The following is a 21298-nucleotide window of genomic DNA, read 5'->3' as shown; positions in this document are numbered from 1 at the left end:
CTGGCCGGATCGCACGCATTTGGTGGATGGCTATCCATCAATGCTTCCGATTTGCCTCTTTTTTCCGGTCCGCTAATTCCGTTGCATGGCAGAGGATCATATTGATAGCATTGCGACCACACTGGTCGTTGGCGGGGGCATTGGCGGGATGGCGGCAGCCATCAGCCTGGCGAAGCGGGGCGTTGAGGTCGAACTCATCGACCTTGATCCCGACTGGCGCGTCTATGGCGCAGGCATCACCATCACCGGCGTCACGCTGCGTGCCTATCGCCATCTCGACATGTGGGAAGACATTGCCGAGCACGGCGCGATCACCAACGGCTCCAGCGTATTTCTGTTCAACGGGCAGCACCTGCGCGAACTCGACGAGCCTGCCGTCGATGGCGAGGAACCCGCTACCGGTGGCATCATGCGCCCTGTCCTGCACGAACTGATGCAGGATCGCGTTCGCGCGCTCGATATCCCTGTGCGTCTTGGTCTGACGGTCGCCAGCCTCACCAACCGTGATGGCGGAGTAGACGCAGTCTTTTCCGACGGTAGTGAAGGTCGCTATGATCTGGTAATCGGATCGGACAGTGTACACTCGGGCGTCCGCAAGCTCGCCTTCCCGCACATGTCGGAGCCGGAGCGTACCGGGCAGGGCTGCTGGCGTATCTCGATCGAGAAGCCGCCCATGTTGGAAAAGGGCGAGATGTACTTCGGCCACAAGTACACCGTCGGCATCACCCGTTGCGGCGAGAACATGGTCTACCTGTGGATGCTGACCCCGCATGAACGGCGCAAGAAGCACTTCGATGAAGAAGAGCTGTATAATCACATGAAGGGCAACCTCGAAGGGTTCGGCGGTTCGGCGGGGTGGATCCGTGACAACATGACGCGCGATCACTGGATCAACTATCGCCCGCTGGCGGCGAAGCTGCAGCCGGGACCTTGGTCAAACGGGCGGATCGTGCTGCTGGGTGATGCCGTCCACGCAACGACGCCGCACCTCGCGTCCGGCGCCGGCATGGCTGTTGAAAGCGCTATTGTATTGGCGGAGGAGCTGGCGAAGACTGGTGACGCCGAGGCCGCGTTGAAGGCTTATGAAGAGCGCCGCTTTGATCGATGCCGCGACATCGTCGAGAGCAGCATCGCCATCGGTTCCGCGCAGTTGGATGGTGCTCCGCCAGACCAGATTGGCGGCATGATCGGCGGCGCGCTTCACCGCCTCGCAGCACCTTTCTGAGCCCATGTGCCAGTCGTCTGAGACCTTTGTAGTAGGTCCCGCGTTACTTGGTGAAGGCGGAGACGAGTTAGCGTAAGACTGACAGCACCGCCACCTAGTCTGGAACTTTCCTGAGAACCAAGAATTGGCCTCGCAGAACCGCGCAGTTCTGCGGCATTTAGGCGGTCAAACCGTACCTCAGAGAACGGTGTGGGGAGAGAATTCGCTGCACATTGCCCGGTTTTCTCTGTGGGGCGCTGTCAGAGTAAATGCACCAGCTAGTGGAATATGCCTGATCAGCTAGGGTAGGGCCATGCCTCGCCCTAGAAGACCAGCCAGCCCGTTTCGCTATTTCAACTCGTCACCAGAGATCATCCGCCTGGTGGTGATGATGTATGTCCGGTTCCCACTGAGCCTGCGGAACGTGGAAGACCTGCTGTCCGAGCGCGGGATCGATATCTGCCACGAGACTGTGCGGCACTGGTGGAACAGGTTCGGCCCGATGTTCGCTGCTGATGTCAGGCGCCAGCGGGTCAGCCGGATGAGAGGCTTCCGCCAGTGGAAGTGGCACCTCGACGAGGTCTGCGTGAAGATCAACGGCGAGATGCATTATCTCTGGCGCGCGGTCGACCAGGAAGGCGAGATCCTCGAGAGCTACGTCACAAAGGCGCGTGACAAGAAGGCTGCGCTCAAATTCATGAAGAAGGCGCTGAAGCGGCACAGCTCGCCAGCGGAGATTACCACCGACGGCCTGCGCTCGTATAAGGCGGCAATGGCTGAACTGGGTAACCAGGAGAAACAGGAGGTGGGCCGTTGGGCCAACAACCGGGTGGAGAACAGCCACCTGCCATTCCGAAGACGAGAGCGGGACATGCTCAGGTTCCGACAGATGAAGAGCTTACAGAAGTTCGCCTCCGTACACGCCAACGTCCACAACCACTTTAGCCTCGACCGCCACCTCACAGACCGCAAGACTTACAAAGCGAACCGCTCGGCCGCACTGGCCGAGTGGCAGAACCTTATGGCCTGAGTTCAAGCTGGGTAGGGGATTGCTGCGTCGATCGGAGACAAGTTGCGATTAGACTGACAGCACCCTCCGTCGGGTTAGCGAGACAGGCCGGCTGGTCGGTAAAACGACGATAGCTCGTTGCTGCCTACGCCCCCTATTCTAGGGCTGCGATCCGCGAGCCTATGCCTCGAACTTGACCGGATAGGGTTTCAGTTCGCCCGAGGCATAGCGCTGCTCCAGCCCCGGCGTGCCGTTCTCCATCACCATCAGCATCGATCGCTTTGGGGCAAAACCCTGGTGCCGGATATCGGCCGGCATGGCGCAGACGTCACCTGCCTTCATCACCACCCGGCCGCGCGGAGCGCCCGAGTTCTTGTCGGCGATGTTCCAGTGGATCTCGTCGGTCAGCTGGATGAACCACTCGTTGCGGTCATTGCCGTGGATCACCGGCAACATGTGTTCCTCGGATGTGACGCAGCAGATGTTGGCGCGCGTGATCGCGCTGATCGACGGGTTCCATGTAATGTCGGAGCGGGCAATGTGGTCGAACAGGTTGATCGCATGCAGCTGCCCCTCGAAGCCTGGTTCGCACTCGATGTCGGGTTGGTCGAACTCCATGTCGGCGAAAGCGCGATTGATGCCGAAGCCGTCCTCCTCGGTCCGCACCGACTTGTCGCCCGGCAGGCCGAGCATGCGGTCTGCCGCGATGAAACTGCGCAGCAGCGGGTCGGTGCGTTCCTTGCCCTTGGGGCCTATGGGAGAGCCGGTTTCCAGCGGTGCGTTCAGCGGATCATAGCCTTCGCTGATCCAGTCCTTGGAAATCGTTTCGAAGGCTTCGGACACGGCCTCGGCGGAGTAGGTCTCGAGGAAGTCGATCCCGGCTTCCTTGCAGCCCCGGTCATAGGTGCCGGCGAACACGTCGACGGTGCCATAGTGGTTGGTGGTGCCGAAAATATCGTCGAAGAAGATCCACCCGTAGAAGAAGCCCCAGCCGATATCGCGCACCATTGCCCGCAGGAAGCGGTCGATCTCGATGATGTGGTTGCCCCTGGGCCAGGAGACATGGGCGAAGTACTCGTCGCGGCTGAAGGTGAAGCTGCCGAAGCGGTAGCTGGAATAGCCGGTGGCCTCGTCGGTGCCGATCTTCTCGACCCTCGCTTCGGTAACGCTCATTGCACCTTCTCCCCGCCCGTAACGCAGATCTCGGACCACCGCTTGACCGTTTCCGGCCCGTCCACCGTTTGCAGGATCGCCACCGACGGCTGGCCTGACACCAACTGGTAGGCTGCGCCCTTTGGCAGCAGCACCTGGTGGCCGCGCCGCGCGATCACGCGGCCCATGTTGGGGCCATTCGGCTTGGCGCCCAACCTGATTGCGCCGCCCTCGTGGCTGGGCACCTGGTCGTCTGCCAGCTGCACGAAATTGAAGGTGATCTCGCCGTCCATCACGATGGCGAACTCGTCATGCGGGGCGGCGTACCACCCGGACTCGCCTTCGCTGCGCACGACTTCGGCGGTGTATTCGAGGTTCTGAACCACGGCGACGCGCTCGAATGGCTGCGCTGTGCCGGCGACCTCGAAAATGTTGGAAAAGGCATATTTGCGCAGGTCGTCATCGAGTTCGATCACGCCCTTTTCGTAATTGTCGAGCGATCCCACGCGCGTCTTGTAAGCCATCTCCACCCTCTCCCCGTCGTGGCCTTTCCGGCCATCGATCAGGGAAGCTATCATCAGGGGTCGGCTCCTAGCAATGGGCGAGATCGGTCAGCCGGTGCGCTTGACGCTGTTGCTACGAGCAAGCACTGAGCAGCCAAGAGTTTCCAGGAGAGGATACCGCCTTGCAGATCGACACCCGCCACTACATCGACGGCCAATGGGCCGACCGGCCCGATGCGAAGCTGATCCCCGTCACCAACCCGGCGACCGAAGAGGTTTTTGGACAGATCGCGGCAGGCACGGCCGCGGATGTCGACTTGGCCATGGCTGCTGCCCGCCGTGCATTCGATAGCTTTTCGCAGACCAGCGTGGCCGAACGCATCGCCTTGCTGGAGCGCATCCGCGATTTGCTGGAAGAGCGGACCGAGGAATTCGCACTGGCCATTACGCAGGAAATGGGCGCGGCGATCACCTTCTCGCGTGCTGGACAGGTGCACTTCGGTATCGAGCACGTCCGCGCCGCGATCGAGGTCCTGCAAGAATTCACCTGGCAGGAAGAAGTCCACGGGATCACGGTGCGCAAGGAACCGATCGGCGTAGTATCGATGATCACGCCGTGGAACTGGCCGCTTTACCAGATCACTGCCAAGCTGGCTCCGGCCTTAGCTGCGGGTTGTACCATGGTGCTGAAGCCCAGCGAGCTCTCGCCCTTCACCGCGCAGCTTTGGGCGCAGGTGGTGCACGATGCGGGCGTTCCCGCGGGCGTGGTCAACGTGGTGCACGGCACCGGCGAGGTCGTGGGCGAGGCGCTGGCGTCGCATCCGGAAGCCGACATGGTCAGCTTCACCGGCTCCACCCGCGCGGGCGTGCTGGTGGCGCAGGCGGCCGCTCCGACGGTCAAGCGCGTGGTGCAGGAACTGGGCGGCAAGTCGCCCAATGTCTTCCTCGACGACGCCGATTTCGCCGATGCTGTCCCCAAGGGCGTGCTTGGAGCCATGCGCAACGTCGGCCAGTCCTGCGCAGCGCCAACGCGCATGGTCGTCCCCCGCGCGCGGCTGGCCGAGGTGGAAGAGCTGGCGGCGGCTGCGGCGGGAACCATCGTCGTCACCAACCCGCTGGACGAGAGCGCCTTCATCGGCCCGCTCGCCAACGCCGCGCAGTTCGACAAGGTGCAGGACCTGATCCAGGTCGGCATGGACGAAGGCGCGAAGCTTCTCTGTGGCGGTTTGGGTCGCCCACAGGGCCTCAATCGCGGCTACTTCGTGCGTCCGACGATCTTCTCGGAAGTCACGCCTGAAATGCGCATCGCAAAGGAGGAGATCTTCGGCCCGGTACTGGTGATCCAGGCCTATGACGACGAGGAAGATGCCATCCGCATCGCCAATGCCACCAGCTACGGACTCAGCAGCCACGTGCAGTCCGGCGATCTCGAACGGGCCCGCCGCGTGGCTGGCCGCATCCGCGCGGGGCAGGTGCACATCAATTACCCGGCATGGTCGCGCCACGCACCGTTCGGAGGCTACAAGATGAGCGGCAACGGAAGGGAGTACGGTTATTTCGCGGTCGAGGAATATTGCGAGGTGAAAGCCATCCTCGGCTATTGAACGCGGCGCTAGCGAAGCCGGGCTTGTGAATACCCTCCAGCCATGTCGGAATCGAGACGCCGACGATCATACGGCTGCTTTCGGGTCGTTTGCCGACAGTCCGCTTTTATCTCAAAAGCTCGGATAGCTGCCTGTCCGCTTTTCGGGAAATGCACAAACCGGCTGAATGTCCATTATTGGGTGGAAAGCGGACATCCGTAGCGTCGTTATCTGTGCATTGTAGTACCTGCCCAGTTGCGCTGGACGAACCTAGGGTCTTAGCCATTTGCTATGGTTTCAAAATTGCTTGAAGACTGGCCTCTGCTCTTAGTTGTGATCGCTTTTTCAATCGGGGCGGTCGCAATGCTTGTCTACACCACAAATGACTTCATTCAGGCTCGACGAGAGCTCGCGGTTTTTCGCTGGAGATCGGCGCGTCTAAAAACTTTGGAGTGGATTGATGGCCTATTAGGCAGACCTCAAAAGCTCACCTATCGACCGAGGCATGAAGATGAGGAACGCTCCTAACCTCCCGACTGGAATCGGATCGTTATCGGCTAGTCCGCTCCTGGCAAAACGCCAGCTCGGCAAATCAGTCTCCAATTGGGCATCAGCCGTAATTTCTTATGAAGAAGGAAGGCTGGCTGCGTATGCTCCGAATATTCCGATAGTTAGAATAACGTAGCCGATTGCCATGACCGAGGCTCGATGAGGTTTGCGCCGGACTCTGATATCGTAAGCCAATGGCAAGACAATGATGGCCAACAAGAAGGCGAGCATCGTTACCGGCAGGGGCAAATCCGCTACTTCAATCACTCTTCCGACCGCAGGGCCTGTCAATGCAATCGAGGCGACTAGCATTAACCGCTTGTGGTCTTCGAAACGGTGACGTTTGGCGGCGATGATTGCGGTCGCATAGAGGGGAACGAATTGCAGAAAGTTGATTGCGTTACCCACGAACACAATCATCCTGCCGGTCTCTTGGCCGAATTGCCAAGAAACGTGAATACCAAGCGGGACCATCACCAGAACCAGCAGCAATGAAGCCATGCCGAACGTCCGGTGGCGTTGCAGCTTACCCGTCATCGCGAAGCGTGCTTGGGACGCAAACAAGACCAACCACGCCAGCATCACGATGCCATGCACGATGACAATCGGTGTGTAGCGAACCAGTCGTTCGGGATTGAATGTGGCTTTCAAACTGAAAGCCAGAATGGAAAACACGAGCAAGCCGACAGCAATTGCGAACAGCGTCCCGTCGCCAGCACGAACCGATGGCTCGCGTGAGTTACTTGCAACTGTGGCTTTGGCCCCCATGCCTCATCCATAACTGGAGGGCCTCAATTTGGCAAAAGACGTGCTACGTCCGCTATCGGGTTGTTAGCAGACATTCCCGGTTTTCAGCGCCCGAATGTCCGAATGTGGGTGGTTAGCGGTCGTCAAGACTTCGCGGTTGAATGATCTATCTTCGGCTGATTGCATACCGGCGGGTTTGAGCACTTTAGCGGTTGCGGCGAAGATGACCTTTTCCATCATGTCTCCAAGCCGTCCCGCACCGGTGCGCTACTGTCGGTTGATCTTGCCTTTCCAAGAGGGTCGGCCATGCTGCGGGTATGGGGAACACCGGGCGAATTCTCGCACTTGACGCAATGCGCGGCATCGCTGCGCTGCTGGTGCTGGGCTTCCACCTTCACACCGTGTTCGGCGGATTCGGACTGTTCTCGCGCAGTTACCTCGCGGTCGATTTCTTCTTCATGCTTTCGGGCTTCGTGATGGCGCGGACCTACGAACCGAAATTTGCCGAAGGGCTCGGCCCGCTGCAGTTCTTCAAATTACGCTTCTTCCGGCTCTGGCCACCGATGGCCGCCGGTGCCGCCATCGGTGCCGTGCTGTTCCTCACGTCCTTCAGCCTTCCCGTGCCGTTGGTAGCAGGCGGGCTGCTGGCATCGCTGTTGTTTGTCCCCATCGCCGGGACAGACCCTTTCCCGCTGAACCGCCCGACATGGTCGATCACCTTCGAACTGCTGGCCAACCTGCTCCACGGCCTACTGCTCTGGCGCCTGCGCAGCCGGTGGCTGCTGCTAGTCGCCGTTATTTCGCTGGCCGCCCTGGTCGTCCTGTGCCTGCCGCTCGACCATATCTTGGTCGGCAACAAGGGTGACCGCCTGTTCGGCGGTGTGCCCCGCGTCCTGCTCGCCTATGCCATCGGCATTGTCCTGTGCCGCCGCGGGCGCGTGCTGCCGGGTCCAGCCTGGGCGGCGCTGCCGCTGCTGGCCGCCGCGCTGCTGTTCATTCCCGCTGGCCTGACGTTCGACCTTGTCTTCGTCGTGCTGGCCTGCCCGGCACTGATCCTGCTGGGAGTCCGCGCCAGCGGCGGCCGCCTCGCTGCCATTCTCGGCGGGTTGTCCTTCCCGCTCTACGCTGTGCACTACCCTGTGCTGCAGTTCGGGCGGATCTTTGGCTTCGATCCATTCGTGACCGCGGCCCTTGCCCTCGTCATTTCCCTGTTCGTCGCCTTTGCGGTCGACCGGCGGCTACTACGCAAACGTGTAGAAGGTGGTCGGGCTGTCGAGCACGTCGAACTCGGCAACACGCGTGGCAAATGTGTCACCGTTCGCCAAGGCAACATCAAGGAATAGCGTTCGCGTAGTGGTAGCATGCGTCGACAATTGGGTCGCTAACTGAACGTCGGCTTTTGCGCTTTGGCAACTACAACCAGACTTTCCGCAATCGGCCCAATTGCGGACATCGGCGATGCGGTGGCTGGCAAACCCGCCATCGCCGGTGAAGCCGGCGAATGGCGAACGGCGGATCGTTGCATTGGCTCTCGTGGCTCGAAGCGTAATCAGGGCAACTAGCCTACTCTGACAGGTTTCTGTATCTTTGGTATAATGGATAGATTCCATGTTCTCGTGCCGGTCGGCTTTCGATGATGCGGGGCAGTGACTTCCACAGCCGGCCCGCCGCCGACCTTTTGTTAGAATTTGCCGTCGACAGAGCCCGTGGACTCGACGAGGTCGAAGTCTCTCGACGCATGGCGCAATACGGTCCCAACCGGCTCGAGGCGCAAGGCAAGGTCTCCGCACTCAACATCCTGCTGCATCAGCTTGCCAGCCCGGTAACCTACCTACTTGCCGCCGCCGCTGGGATCGGACTGGCATTTGGCCAGCACCTCGAGGCGCTCGCCATTCTGGCCGTCCTGCTCACGAATACGCTCATCGGCTTTGTCGCGGAAACCAAGGCGACAAGGTCGATGCAAGCGCTCCGTTCGCTCGGTCATCGCTCTGCGCGGGTGCTGCGCGAAGGCGGCCAGCACATCATCCCGGCAGAGCAGTTGGTGCCCGGCGATATCGTTCTCGTCGAAGGCGGGGATGTGATTTCGGCCGACATGCGTATCCTCTCGGCGTCCAGGCTGGTAGTCGACGAATCGACGCTGACAGGAGAATCCGAACCGGTCGAAAAGTCGGCCGATACGGTTGCTGCCGATGCTCGCCTCGCTGACCGCGCCAGCATGCTATACAAAGGCACGGCAGTTAGCCGCGGCACTGCCACCTGCCTGATCGTCGGAACCGGGTTCGACACCGAATTGGGTCGGATTTCCCAGCTGGTCGCGGAAGCCCGATCTTCCCGCTCACCACTGGAAAAGAGGCTGGCAGAGGTTGCCGGGCATCTCGTCTGGCTGACTCTGGGACTTGCCACGCTCATCGTACTCGCCGGCCTGCTGCGAAATGCCGACCCTTTCCTGATAGTAACGACCGGCATCGCGCTGGCGATCGCCGCCATCCCGGAAGGCCTGCCGGTCGTCGCTACGCTGGCCCTAGCACAGGGGATGTGGCGCATGGCGCGGCAAGACGCCCTAGTCCGGCAGCTTTCAGCAGTCGAGACCTTCGGTTCGACCACCTTGATCCTGACGGACAAGACCGGGACATTGACCGAAAACCGGATGGAAGTGGTTACGCTGTGCCTGCCTGCAGCCGAGTTGACGCCGGGCCAGTTTGTTTCCGGCACGGTTGATGGGGCTGTGACTACGCAGCTCGAAGGACTGCTGCAAGTTGCCGCTCTTTGCAACTCGAGCAGTCTCGAAGGAAACGGGGACGCGGGGATCGGTGACCCGATGGAACTTGCCCTGTTGCGAGCGGCCGCCAGCAGCGGGTTCGACCGCTCCGAACTGAGCGAACGGCTTCCACCGCTGTACGAACATGCCTTCGACACCGCGACCCGGATGATGGCGTCCGTGCACGGAGCCGGGGACGGCTTCCTCTACGCCGTGAAGGGGGCCCCTGAAGCGGTTCTCTCGCATTGCACGAAGGTCCGTTTCCCCGATGGCGATGTGCCACTGGACGAGAATGGCGTAACGGAGTGGCGCGAACTCGTCTCTCGATTGGCCGGTGAGGGGTTGCGCGTCCTTGCCCTGGCAAGCAAGGCGGCGGCTTCGGACAGCGAGGAGCCATACGACAATCTCGTCCTGCTCGGCGTGGCAGGCCTGCGCGATCCAGCCCGCGCCGGCGTTGCTGAGGCGATTGCTGCCTGCCGTCAGGCAGGGATCAACGTGGCCATCGTGACAGGCGACCATGCGGTAACCGCGCTCGCGATCGGCCGGCAAGTCGGCCTACCCGTCGACCGAGCGAAGGCGCTTGAAGGCCACAACCTCGCGCGAATCGACTTTGACGGTGCCTCGCTGAAGGCCACCACGGTGTTCGCCCGCGTCAATCCCGACGAGAAGCTGGCGCTTGTTCGCGCCTTCCAGGAAGCTGGCGAAGTGGTCGCGATGACCGGTGACGGCGTCAATGACGCGCCAGCCTTACGGCAGGCCGATATCGGCGTGGCCATGGGCAAGCGTGGCACGGACGTCGCCCGCGAAGCGGCCGATATGGTCCTGCTCGACGACAGTTTTCAAACGATAGTTGTGGCGATCCGCGAAGGGCGGGTCATCTTCGAGAATATCCGTCGCTTCGTTTCTTACCTGCTGTCCTGCAACCTCAGCGAAGTGCTGGTGGTCGGATTGGCGGTGCTGCTCGCGCTCCCGCTGCCGATCCTGCCGCTGCAGATCCTGTTCCTCAACCTTGTCACTGATGTCTTTCCCGCCTTTGCCCTGGCAACAGCGCAGGGTGATGCTTCGGTCATGCGCCGTCCACCTCGCCCATCGGCTGAGCCATTGCTTGGCTTGCCGCAATGGCGGCGGATCGTGCTGCATGGCCTAGCGCTGACGGGTGCAACGTTTGCCGCGATGACGATTGCCGAAGGCCTGCTCGGCCTGCACGGAGCGGCAATGGTTACGGTGACCTTCCTCACGCTCGCCTTTTCGCAGTTGTGGCATGTCTTCAACATGCGGCATCCCGATGCAGGCATTCTGCGCAACGAGATTTCCCGCAATCCCTGGGTATGGTCCGCCATCGGCCTGTGCAGCTTGCTTATTCTGGCCGCGCTCTACCAGCCACAACTCTCCGCGCTACTCGGGCTTGTCCGTCCTGATGGGGCGATGTGGCTCACGGCGCTTTCGGCTAGCCTTGCTCCCCTGCTGGTGATCCAGTGCGCCAGCCTGCTGACTTGCCCTGGTGAGGAGGAGCGCGCACGATGAGCGAGTCCGTCGTCCCATGGCTGCAGTTTGCCGTCTGCGGACTGCTGATCGGTTTCGCCGGCCATGCGCTGACGCGATACGCAGCGGTAATCTCGGACCGGACCGGTCTGCCCAGTTCGTGGGTCGGGTTGGTTCTGCTATCGACCGCGACATCGTTGCCCGAACTGTTCACCGGCATCAGCGCGGTCACGCTGTTCGACACCCCGGACATCGCCCTAGGCGATGCACTGGGAAGCTGCGTTCTCAATCTTGGCCTGCTGGTTGCCCTCGACGCGTTGAGCAGGGATGAGTCGATCTATTGCCGGGTCGACCAGCGGCATGTGCTGACCGCGGGATTCGGCGTGATTCTGATCGGCTTGGCCGGGCTGACCATCCTCACATCGGGCACTGTCGTCGGCCGCGTCTTCTATCACTTCAGCATCTACACCCCGCTGATCATCCTGATGTACTTCGTCGCCGTGAGGGCGACCTTCATGCATGAGCGCAGACTCGCGATTACCTCCCCAACGGTCGGCGAAGCCGATCCGCTGAGCCTGCGCCAGGCTGTGCTGCGTTATCTCGCCGCGGCATTGGTCGTCGCCCTAGCCGGCGGCCTTCTGCCCTCGGTCGGCCTGCAAATCGTGGCTTCGACCGGCCTGCATGCAGGTTTCGTCGGCACGCTGCTGGTTGCCGGTGCAACCTCGCTGCCTGAATTTGTGGTCATCATCAGTGCGCTGCGGCGCAATTCGCCGGACATGGCGATCGCTGCGCTGCTGGGAAGCAACCTTTTCGACATTGTGGTGATCGCGCTGGATGATCTGGCCTATACTAAGGGAAGCATCTTTGCCGATGTTTCACCTGCCCATATTGCCTCGGCACTGGCGGGTGTGATCATGAACGGCATCTTCATCGTCGCACTGCTCTACCGCCCAAAGAGCCGCTTCTTTGGCAATCTGGGCTGGGCTAGCCTGTCGTTGCTCTCTGTGTATTTCCTGAGCGCCTACTTCATCTTCCTCTATCGTTACTGATCTCCGCGCTCACTATTGAACCGAAGACGGTCCTGTCAGAGCAAATGCACCGGTTCGCGGAACTAGCAAGATCAGCTAGGGTAGGCTCAGGCCAAGACCCCGCAAGCCAGCCAATCCGTTCTGCTCTTTCAACTCGTCACCAGAGATTATCCGCCTGGTGGTAGTGATGTATGTCCGGTTCCCACTGAGCCTGCGGAACGTGGAAGACCTGCTTTCGGGGCGCGGGATCGACATCTGCCACGAGACCGTGCGGCACTGGTGGAACAGGTCCGGCCCGATCTTCGCTGCTGATGTCAGCCGCCAGCGAGTCAGCCGGATGAGTTCAAGCCGGGTGGGGGACAGCTCTGCCAATCGGAGCCAAGTTGCGACTAGAGTGACAGCACCCTTGGGAAAGCTAGTTACCGAACCTTAGGTTTAGCCGGATCCCCGCAGTTCGGGGCGGTCGAACTGACAGCAGCGATACGTTGATGATGGGGCGGGTCAGACCGGCGGATATGACCGTGCTGTCCTCAATGTTGTCGACAAAGGCGCGGATGCTCCATGGCCCACCCCTTCGACGCAGTTCCAGTGATGCTCCAGTGACGGTGTAAGCTTCGCGGCGTTGATCATCCAGGTAGTCGAGATTGATGAAGCTGCCAGACTCCAGCCGACTTGTCGCCGACAGGACCAGGTCAAGGTCATTGCCCAGGTCGATACCATGACGAAAAGCGAGGTTAGCTGTCCATCGCGGCGCGTTGAGACCCGGCTTTCCTGAGCAATCGACCGTGAACAAGCGAGCGGGCGGCGACGCCTGGCGCGGGGCGTCCGCCACGTCGCATGTCGTCAGCAATGGCCCGCCGCCTGCCGAAATCGCGTCGTAGACCAAGCTCCGGTACTCGGCATCGAGATACTGGATATCGGCACTGAGTAGTGTTTGTGAAGAAGGTGACCACGCCAGTTCGACCTCCGCACCGCTGATACGGGCGTCCCCCGCGTTGACGGTGACGCCGGCTTGGCCGAAATTGCCCGGCGTGACTTCGACCGGGCCGATATAGCTGATCTGCTGGTCACGATAACGCCAGTGGAATGCCTCGATATTGAGCAGCAGCGAGCCATCGAGAAATTCGCTCTTGCTGCCCAAGGTGAACGCAGTCAGCGTTTCGGGAGCATACTGGTTGACGCCGGAAGAAGGAAAGAAACCGCCAGATTTGAAGCCGGTCGAGACTGAACCATATAGCAGGGTGGAGGGAGCCAGGTTCCATTCCGCGCCTGCATTCCAGGTCAGCCGGTTATCCTGCCGTTCCCCGGTGATCGGGACCAGCGGCGCATCGGGATTGAATGCCGTGCGGTTGCCGATCAGCCCATTCAGCGATTTCGTCTCTCGCGTAAGGCGCGCCCCGGCCAGTAGCTGGAGCGTAGGCGACAGGCGCCAGGTAAGCGTGGAGAACCCTGCAATGCTTCGCGTTTCAAGTTCCGGGCGGTACTCCGGGTTGGCAAGCGCACCCTGGTCGTAATTGTTGAAGCTGCTGGTATCCTCGCCATAGACATAGACGCCGGCAATGTAGCCAAGCTGATCGTTCGCGTCTCCGGCAAGCTGGATTTCGGCGGTAAACTGGTCGGAGTCCTCGACTATCCGGGACGGAAAGCCGGGATTGTAGGTCAGCAGGTCGGGGCTCGACTTGCGATAACCGACTATGGCGGACAGTTCCGCGAAGCCGAGATTGTCACGCAACCGCGCTGAAACTCCCCAGAACTCGCTTCGCTGGAAGCCGTCGTCCAGCGGAACGCTGACCAGATTGCGTATTTGTTCGTCCGAAAATCCCGCCAGCGCCGGGTTGATCCGAAACAGGCTGAACGAGCGGTCCTGCAAGATGTTCGTGATCCGGGGGTCGGATGCGCCGATCAGCTGGTCCGGCGACGGTGCATGGGGCGTCCTGTCAGAAGGGAACAGCACCGCGCCCCTGCCCCGTCCGCCGATCCGCGCGTAGTCGGCGGAAAAGGTCAATTCCATTCCATCGCGCGGCGCGAACAGCAGGTTGGCGCGGGCGGCGGCGATATCTTCGTCGTCATAACCATCGGAAAGATAGCCATCGTGCCGCGACCATTGTCCTGCAAGCCGGATTGCCGCGCGGTTTCCGAGAGGCAGGGTGGCCCCGGCTTGCAGCTTGCGCGTGCTGTAGGTGCCCAGTTCTGCCATCAGGTTGGCAGATGTTTCCCCCAAAGTGGGGGCGCGCGTGATGACATTAACCGCACCGGCGGTTGCATTGCGGCCGTAGAGCGTACCCTGCGGTCCCCTGAGTACCTCGACCCGCTCGATATCGAAAAGTGTTCCGGCCGGGGCTGACGGGCGGCCGAAATGAATGCCGTCGACATTGTAGGTGACGGCGTTTTCCTGGAACGCGTTGATCGCCAGCGCACCGACGCTGCGGATCGAAAAGCTGGTGGAGATATCCACCGGCTGGACGGTCAGCGATGGCACCAGCAGCGTGAGGTCACGCGGGTCGGTGACGCCCAATCCGGCAAGCAGATCGCCAGACAGGACCGTCGCTGGAATCCCGGCGTCCTGCACCGCTTCGACCTGTCGCCGCGCAGTCACGAGAATCTCGTGATCGCACTGCGCCTGGCCCAGACAGGCATGTTCGGCAACGGTGCCGGGGACCTGGCTTTGAGCGTGCACCTGTCCTGTGCCGGACATGGCCACCACCAGCGCTAGCGCTGCAAATTTTGAATTGACTGTATTCAAGCGATAGCTCGCCATTCCCGGCAGGATCACTTCGCCACGCCGCCCGCCGCTTGCAGGTCGCTCTGGCGGGTCCATGCCTGGCGGAATGCGGCCAGCGAGTCCCGCAAGGCTGTTTCACTGCCGAACCAGTAGACCATCCGCCTTGCCAATTTCTCGAAATCATCGGGGCTGTATTGCGGCGCGATCACGCGAATCCTTGCGATCGTGGCGCGGGCATCCGCAAGACGCCCCGCCAGGCTCTGCGCCATGGCCAAAGTCACCAGGTTCAGGCTGTAATTCGGATTGCGGTCGACACAGTCCTCGTAGGCGGCGATGGCTTGCCTGACCCGGCCAAGGCGAATTTCGCAGTGCCCGCGATAGTGCGCCCAGACGGCATAACGCGGATGGTGCGGTGCGCGTTCTTCGGCAAGTTCGATCATCTCGCGTCCTGCCGGGTCGCCGTTTAGCCAGCAGACTTGCCAGCCGAGTACGGCCAAGGTGTGCGGATTGTTGGGATCGCGCTCTATCGCCTTCCACAAGTGCCGGACAGCAAGCCTTGCATTGCCCATCATCGTGGCTGCAATCCCTGCCGCAAGCAGCACTTCCGGATCGTTGGGGGCGAGGCGCATGGCCGTATCGACGTGGCGACGGGCTATCTCGAATGCATCGGGCGGCGTCCCTTCGAAATTGCTGACAACGTTCTGCGTGTGCTGGATCGCCAGGCCCGCATGGACCGCCGCGTCTTGCGGGTCGATCTCCAGAGCCTGATTCAAGAGCGCGATGATCTGCTGCGCGGTCTTGGCGTTGTAATTCATCCGCAAGGCTTCTGCGCGCTGCACCAGTTCGTATGCATTCAGGCGGAAGCCGCGCTGGGATAGCGCGACCTCGGCATGGGATATCTGCAGCGCACTGGCCATCGCGCTGGACAGGTCAAGCACGAGCTTGTCCTGCACGTCGAACAACTGTTCCAGATCGGTCGAGAGCTTGTGCGACCAAACCTGGCTGTCGGTAGCGCCGTCCATCAGCGACACACGCAGGGAAACCTGGTTGCCATGTCGCGTTAGCGATCCCGATACGAGATAGCGCACCCGCAACTTTCTGGCGATTTCCCCTGCGGGGGCGGCACCCTCCTGCAGCAGCGCGGCGGAACTGTAGGCAGCAACCCTCAAGCGCGGCACGCGCGACAACATCCGCGTAAGGTCCCGCGTCAGCCCATCGGCCAGGAACGCGTCGGAGGCATCGGTCGACAGGTTGTTGAAAGAAAGGATCGCAACGGAATAGTCCGGATGGTCCGGTCGGACGATAAATTCGGGAACGCTGTCAAACTGCTCGGCCCCGTCCTCGACAACCGGAGCAAGCAGGCGGTAACCGGCCTTCCAGACTGTCTCGATATACTTGGGTGTCTTGCTGTCCACGCGGAATATCCGGCGCAGCAGCGATACTGCCCGTGTCAGGCTCTCATCCGCGCCCGGATTGAAATACCATACCTTGTTGATCAGGTCGTCGCGGGTGACGACCTTGCCTGCCTGTTGGGCAAGCAGGCAAAGGACATCCATGACGAGGGGTTCGACGGAGTAGGTGACGCCGCGGTGTTCGAGGCTGTTGCTGACAGGTTGGACATCGAAATGACCGACGCTGAACGACGCCTGCTCCAACCTTCCGCGCAACATTCCCGCTTCTTCAGGCGCCATCGCTTTTGAAACGTCCCATCTTATTGTTCTTCATCGGACTGGGTGACGTTACCAGCCAGGTCGCCGGGATTGCCTCCACCTGTTTCAAGCCTGTGCCAATTTGTGACGATCAACAGGCATTTGAGACTGCATTCCCGTTCCGGCTCGGCCCATCAGGTTTCCATCAGGTATTCGCCAAATCTTCGGCCTAATATGGAGCCTACACGGTTTCTTCCCGGAGTTGCAACATGGCCGACCACACCAGCACGGCACTACGCCCGTCGGCCGCCTTGGCGCGCAAGCGTCGGCATGCCTACGCGGGTGGTTTGGTGGTGGTGAGTGCCGGGGCGTTGTTTGTCGGCGGACTGGCTGGGACAGCGCAGGCGCAAACGGCCACGGAGATCATGCCGGATGGCCGGGCGGGAACGACCGTGACCCGGACGTCTCCAGCCGGAGCCGGCGATCCTTCGCGGTTTATGGATGAGGCCGATCTCGAAGGCGGCGTTCCCACTCTTGCCCATGGCACTGCAAATCCCGTTTTCACTTTCGATTCCGCACTCAGCGTGGATGCAAATTCCGAGATCGCTGTGCTGTTCCTGTCAGGCAGCTGGGCTGCCCTGGCGAACAGCAGTTCGGGGACCGGGTCTGGCGAGGGGGACGCTGGATCCGGTCTTGGCGGAGCGGGGGACGTCGTCGGCGGTATTGGCGGAGCTTCCGGGTCAGGGGGCGACAGCGCGAACTCCGGTTTAGCCGTCGGCGGCGTCTTCACGATGACCGATATCGACAACGCCAGCCTCGCGGGAGTGGCCAGCGGTGCCGTGCTGCAAAGCGTGGGATCGGTCGCCGTTTCGGCTGATGGAGACACAACGAATTACATCGTCGCGCCGGGGTCCGGCTCCGGGGGGAGCGTCGGAGTTACCGGCGTCGCGGCGATGTACCTGCTTGATGAGGCGGCTCACGCAAACGTCGCCCCGTCAGCCTCGGTCAGTGCACCGACAGTTACCCTCGACGCGACCCCGGGGGTAAATGTCAGGTCACTGACCGGGGCACTCGCAGGGGGCGACAGCGCCGGAATCGGCGTATCGGTGGCGGTCAACGACCTGAACACCGAAACGCAAGGCGATCATCGGCAACAATGAAGAGGATGCCACGCTGGTAGCAAGCGTGGATGCATCCGCCGTGAGCAGCCCCGCGACAAGCGGCCACGGCACCATTGCCGTCGACACGCCGAGCGTCGGAGCGTCCACGCAAGATCACGCTGGTGCGCTTTCCATCGGATTGGCGCAGGCGGGGCAGAGCCAGCAGGACAGCGGGAACAGTTCTTCGGGCGGAGGACTGCAGGAGGTCGGCCGCTGGGCCAACAACCGGTGGGAGAACAGCCATCCCTCGTTCCGAAGACGGGAAGGGGTCATGCTCCGGTTCCGATAGATGAAGGGCTTACAGAAGTTCGCCTCCGACCACGCCAAAGTCCACAACCACTTCAGCCTAGAGCGCCACCTTGTCCACACAGAGACCTACAAGACTCGCCGCTCGGTCGCCCTGGCCGAGTGGCAGAACCTCATGGCCCGAACTGCGGCGCGGGTTGGGCGAGTTCTGCCACTCGGAGAAAAGTTGCGATTAGACTGACAGCACCATTTTGAACCCTCGCCCGTCTTTGTGCGCCTTGGCTGGATTCCCGACACGATCACGCGAAATTGGTCTGGTTTACCACCATCGCAACTGCCGACATAATCGTGATCATCGAGCAAATGATTGCGGCTACACCCAGCTTCAACTTCTGCTCGATCGTTGTTTCGGTCTTAACAAACATATTCATTCTCCTCATCGGTTGATGTTGCCGTCATTCCGGCGACAACGAGGCTATGGAGCAAAAGTGTAACACCTTGATTTCGTGTTATTACCAGCAGTGTTTCTTTTGTTTCAGCCGCTCAGGCAGCGGCCAGTGAAACTGCTTGCCACGCAGCGATTATCTGATCGACCAGTGGGGCGATATCATCGGGACCGGTGTCGCCATTGGTGATCGAGAAACGCAGCAGTTTGCGGCCTCGCCACGACGCTGTGCGCACGAAGTATCGGCCACTCGCGTTGAGCGCCTCAGCTACCGCTTCGGCTCCGTCACCAGACTGGCACTCGAAAGCGACTGCCAACTGGTTGAGGCATTGCTGATTGACCACTTCGACACCGTCGAGTCGCTTGATTGCCTGGGCGAGCAGGTGCGCAGCATGGCAATGGCTTTCGACCATGTCTTCAATGCCCTTGCGTCCGAGGCAGTGCATAACGGCCCAGACCGCGAAACCGCGAGCGCGGCGAGACAGTTCGGGCACGTAGTCGGAATTGTTGCGGCGCCGCTCTCCGTCTGGGAGGTAACCGGCCTGCATCGTCATTGCGCGGCGGTGGTATTCCTCGTGCCTTATGACGGCAAAGCCGCAGTCATAGGGGATCTGCAGCCACTTATGGCCGTCGACCGACCAGGAATCCGCCAGTTCGGCGCCCTCGGCGATGTGCCGCAGACGGCGGCTCGCGCGCACCCAGAGGCCGAAGGCACCGTCGACATGGAGCCATGCATCATGGCGTTTGCAAAGCGCTGCGAGCCTTCCGAAATCGTCAAATGCGCCCGACATGATATGGCCGGCCTGTGCGAGCACGATACGCGCAGGCGCTGTGTCCTTTTCCATCGCGCGTTCCAGCGCGTCGCAATCATAGGTGCCATCTGTGCGCGTAGGTATGCGGCGCATCTGGTTGCTACCGAAGCCGAGATAACGCAGCACTGAATAGTTCGTCACGTGGGCATCATCGGCAATGTAGATCGCCACTTCGGGGCAGCCGCAAAGACCTTTGCGCTCGAAATCATGACCTGCCCGTTCGAGTACACAAAGCCGCGCTGCGGCGAGCGAAGTAAAGGCTGCCATCGTCGCACCGGTGGCGAAGCCGACCGAACTGTCACGCGGCAGGTCGAGCACGTCGAGAAGGTATTTCGCACCAGCGGCCTCGGCCTCGGCAGCGGCGGGAGAAGCATCGTAGACGCAGGCATTCTGGCCCCAAGCTGCGGCCATCCAGTCGGCAGCGACCCCGACGGGATGCGAACCGCCGATCACCCAGCTCATGAAACCGGGCTGTGTCATGCCAGAAAGGCCTGGACGCGCAGCGCGATCGAGAGCCTCGATAACCTCCCCCGGATCGCGGCCATTGCGGGGCAGCGGGACATCGAAACTGTCCTGTGATGCAGGCGGTACCGGATGCGGATCGAGCGCCTGTTCGCCGTAGCGTCCCTTCGTTGCCAGACGGGCCGCCTTTTCCAGGATGCCCTGAGCAACTTCTTGGCTGGGAAAGCAACTCATCTTTTCTGCAGCCACTTGGGCAGCAGGGCATAGGCATTCTCGAGTTCGGGCTCGGCGTAGGCAATCCCGGCGCGCTCGAGAGCCTCCGTCAGGCGTCCATCGTTAAAAGCATCGAACAGATCGGTCGCGCCGCCCAGATGTGCGCCGCCGACGAAGATTTGCGGGATGGTCGGAGCGCCGCCGCTACACTGGGCCAGTGCCACGCGAACGTCGCTCCCCCAATCCGGATCGGAATAGTCGGGGCCATCGAGGTACACGCCGCGGAAATTGACGCCCATGAGTTCCAGCAACTTCTGTGCCGACCAGCAGAATTCGCACCACTCAAGCGAGAAGAATACTATCGGCTGCGCCTTGTCGGCGATGATCGCATCGACATGTGACAAGGCATTCGGACTGGCGGTCGCCGGTTGGGCCGCCGGAGCGGCGGCGGGGGCAGCATCGAAGCGCGAACCCGGGGTGGAGCAGGAAATTTCCATCTCCACCTGGTCCATGTCTTCCTCGATGTCTCCAAATAGCGGCGTGGTCAGGTAGCGCTCGCCGGTGTCGGGGATCATCGCCAGAACACGCACGCCTTCGGGCATTTCGCTCGCGAGTTGGCGGGCAACGGCAAAGGTGGCCCCCGAGGTGATGCCGCAGAATACGCCCTCCTCGCGTGCAAGTCGCCGCGACCAGGCCAAGGCCTCGCTGCCGGAAACCGGGAGGACTTCGTCGATCACGCCGTCGGCAATCGCCCGCGCCGTAACGGCCGGGATGAAATCGGGCGCCCAACCTTGCATCGGATGCGGGCGGAAACGCGGGTGGCTGGCCGCCGGCGCTCCGTCATCAGCATATTGCTGCGGCAGGCCTGATGCGAGCACGGGCGAATTGTCGGGCTCGCAAGCGACGATGCGGGCCTGTGGCATATGCGCCTTCAGCGCGCGCCCGACTCCGGCGATCGTGCCTCCGGTGCCGAGGCCGCTGACAAAGGCATCAAGCGGTGCGTCTGCAAAGGCTCGCACGATTTCCATGCCGGTGGTGGCTTCATGGACCTGCTCGTTGTTCTCGTTCTCGAACTGACGGGGCAGGAACCAGCCGTGTTCGTCGGCAAGCTCGCGAGCCTTTTCGATCATGCCCGTGCCCTTGAGCGAGGCCGGAGTGAGTACAACCCTGGCGCCGAGGTAGCGCAGGATCTTGCGACGTTCGACGCTGAAACTTTCGGCCATGACGATAACCAGCGGATAGCCCTTGCGGGCGCATACCAGGGCAAGGCCGATGCCGGTATTCCCGCTGGTCGCCTCGACCACGGTCTGGCCGGGCTTGAGCGAACCGTCTTGCTCGGCGGCCTCGATCAGACCGAGTGCGAGCCGGTCCTTGACCGAACCCATCGGATTGGCGCTTTCGAGCTTGAGCCAGACCTCACGGCCGGGAGGTGAGAGTTTTTCGGCAAGCACTACGGGTGTGTTGCCGACAAGGTCGAGAACGGACCCGTGCCTGACAAGGCTTCGGGATTGGGAAATGCGGGGAGAAAAAGGGGCGTTCATGGGATCGGTCCTGGGCTGGGTTTCGATGCCCTG

General features: G+C 61.5%; 15 protein-coding genes and 2 pseudogenes. 9 read left to right on the top strand and 8 right to left on the bottom strand.

The features are described 5' to 3' along the window. Nucleotides 1-85 precede the first annotated feature (85 nt). Both AAEO60_RS10210 and AAEO60_RS10205 read left to right on the top strand, forming a co-directional pair. Nucleotides 86-1225 carry an FAD-dependent monooxygenase gene (locus AAEO60_RS10210; RefSeq protein WP_341673613.1) on the top strand — a complete coding sequence of 380 codons (1140 nt, stop codon included), beginning with the start codon at nt 86-88 and terminating at the stop codon, nt 1223-1225. Nucleotides 1226-1517: 292 nt separating this feature from the next. Beyond that, entirely contained in the window at nt 1518-2234 is a 717-nt protein-coding gene (locus AAEO60_RS10205; RefSeq protein WP_341673612.1) for an IS6 family transposase, read from the top strand. Between the two features lie 159 nt (nt 2235-2393). Here AAEO60_RS10205 and AAEO60_RS10200 read toward each other — a convergent pair whose 3' ends face one another. Both AAEO60_RS10200 and AAEO60_RS10195 read right to left on the bottom strand, forming a co-directional pair. After that, nucleotides 2394-3386, bottom strand: a complete 993-nt coding sequence (locus AAEO60_RS10200) for a hydroxyquinol 1,2-dioxygenase (RefSeq protein WP_341673611.1) — start codon at nt 3384-3386, stop codon at nt 2394-2396. Then, nucleotides 3383-3943, bottom strand: coding sequence for a cupin domain-containing protein (locus AAEO60_RS10195; RefSeq protein WP_341673610.1), 561 nt, complete (start codon nt 3941-3943; stop codon nt 3383-3385). Before AAEO60_RS10195 ends, AAEO60_RS10200 begins: the two co-directional genes overlap by 4 nt. A 107-nt stretch (nt 3944-4050) precedes the next feature. Here AAEO60_RS10195 and AAEO60_RS10190 point away from each other — a divergent pair, with 107 nt between their 5' ends. Next, a complete protein-coding gene (locus AAEO60_RS10190; RefSeq protein WP_341673609.1) occupies nt 4051-5472 on the top strand; it encodes an aldehyde dehydrogenase family protein in 1422 nt (473 codons plus the stop codon). A gap of 603 nt (nt 5473-6075) precedes the next feature. Here the strand turns inward: AAEO60_RS10190 and AAEO60_RS10185 are convergent. After that, nucleotides 6076-6768 carry a hypothetical protein gene (locus tag AAEO60_RS10185; protein WP_341673608.1) on the bottom strand — a complete coding sequence of 231 codons (693 nt, stop codon included), beginning with the start codon at nt 6766-6768 and terminating at the stop codon, nt 6076-6078. 296 nt (nt 6769-7064) lie between these two features. Here AAEO60_RS10185 and AAEO60_RS10180 point away from each other — a divergent pair, with 296 nt between their 5' ends. The 4 genes and pseudogenes from AAEO60_RS10180 to AAEO60_RS15820 form a co-directional block, all read left to right on the top strand. Next, nucleotides 7065-8090 (top strand): acyltransferase family protein, encoded by a 1026-nt coding sequence (locus AAEO60_RS10180; RefSeq protein WP_341673607.1) that lies wholly within the window; start codon nt 7065-7067, stop codon nt 8088-8090. Between the two features lie 293 nt (nt 8091-8383). Beyond that, a complete protein-coding gene (locus tag AAEO60_RS10175; RefSeq protein ID WP_341673606.1) occupies nt 8384-11029 on the top strand; it encodes a cation-translocating P-type ATPase in 2646 nt (881 codons plus the stop codon). Continuing rightward, nucleotides 11026-12036 carry a sodium:calcium antiporter gene (locus tag AAEO60_RS10170; RefSeq protein WP_341673605.1) on the top strand — a complete coding sequence of 337 codons (1011 nt, stop codon included), beginning with the start codon at nt 11026-11028 and terminating at the stop codon, nt 12034-12036. Before AAEO60_RS10175 ends, AAEO60_RS10170 begins: the two co-directional genes overlap by 4 nt. 145 nt (nt 12037-12181) lie before the next feature. Beyond that, a pseudogene (locus AAEO60_RS15820) lies at nt 12182-12367 on the top strand (IS6 family transposase); the annotation flags it as partial. A gap of 63 nt (nt 12368-12430) precedes the next feature. Here AAEO60_RS15820 and AAEO60_RS10165 read toward each other — a convergent pair. Both AAEO60_RS10165 and AAEO60_RS10160 read right to left on the bottom strand, forming a co-directional pair. Further along, on the bottom strand, nt 12431-14788 hold the full coding sequence (locus tag AAEO60_RS10165) for a TonB-dependent receptor (protein ID WP_341673604.1): 2358 nt from the start codon (nt 14786-14788) through the stop codon (nt 12431-12433). Further along, entirely contained in the window at nt 14785-16407 is a 1623-nt protein-coding gene (locus tag AAEO60_RS10160) for a winged helix-turn-helix domain-containing protein (RefSeq protein WP_341673603.1), read from the bottom strand. The genes AAEO60_RS10165 and AAEO60_RS10160 overlap by 4 nt, the downstream gene beginning before the upstream one ends. A 248-nt stretch (nt 16408-16655) precedes the next feature. On the opposite strand from AAEO60_RS10160, the gene AAEO60_RS10155 reads away from it, so the two are divergent. Both AAEO60_RS10155 and AAEO60_RS15815 read left to right on the top strand, forming a co-directional pair. Continuing rightward, complete coding sequence (locus tag AAEO60_RS10155) at nt 16656-17546, top strand: hypothetical protein (protein ID WP_341673602.1); 891 nt, start codon at nt 16656-16658, stop codon at nt 17544-17546. Nucleotides 17547-17745: 199 nt separating this feature from the next. Continuing rightward, nucleotides 17746-17973: pseudogene (locus tag AAEO60_RS15815) on the top strand (IS6 family transposase); the annotation flags it as partial. Nucleotides 17974-18091: 118 nt separating this feature from the next. Here AAEO60_RS15815 and AAEO60_RS10150 read toward each other — a convergent pair. From AAEO60_RS10150 to cysK, 3 genes are all read right to left on the bottom strand, one after another. After that, nucleotides 18092-18217: a hypothetical protein gene (locus AAEO60_RS10150; RefSeq protein ID WP_341673601.1), complete on the bottom strand. Its 126-nt coding sequence runs from the start codon at nt 18215-18217 to the stop codon at nt 18092-18094. Between the two features lie 118 nt (nt 18218-18335). Then, the gene (locus AAEO60_RS10145) at nt 18336-19745 is read right to left on the bottom strand and encodes a pyridoxal phosphate-dependent decarboxylase family protein (RefSeq protein WP_341673600.1); all 1410 of its coding nucleotides are present in this window, start codon (nt 19743-19745) and stop codon (nt 18336-18338) included. Then, nucleotides 19742-21265, bottom strand: a complete 1524-nt coding sequence (cysK, locus tag AAEO60_RS10140) for a cysteine synthase A (RefSeq protein WP_341673599.1) — start codon at nt 21263-21265, stop codon at nt 19742-19744. The genes AAEO60_RS10145 and cysK overlap by 4 nt, the downstream gene beginning before the upstream one ends. Between the last annotated feature and the right edge of the window lie 33 nt (nt 21266-21298).

Origin of the sequence: Aurantiacibacter gilvus, from assembly GCF_038289935.1 — a bacterium.
Classification (GTDB): Bacteria; Pseudomonadota; Alphaproteobacteria; order Sphingomonadales; family Sphingomonadaceae; genus Alteraurantiacibacter; species Alteraurantiacibacter gilvus.
The sequence above is the reverse complement of the archived record's forward strand: the minus strand, read 5'-3'. Positions and strand labels throughout refer to the sequence as shown.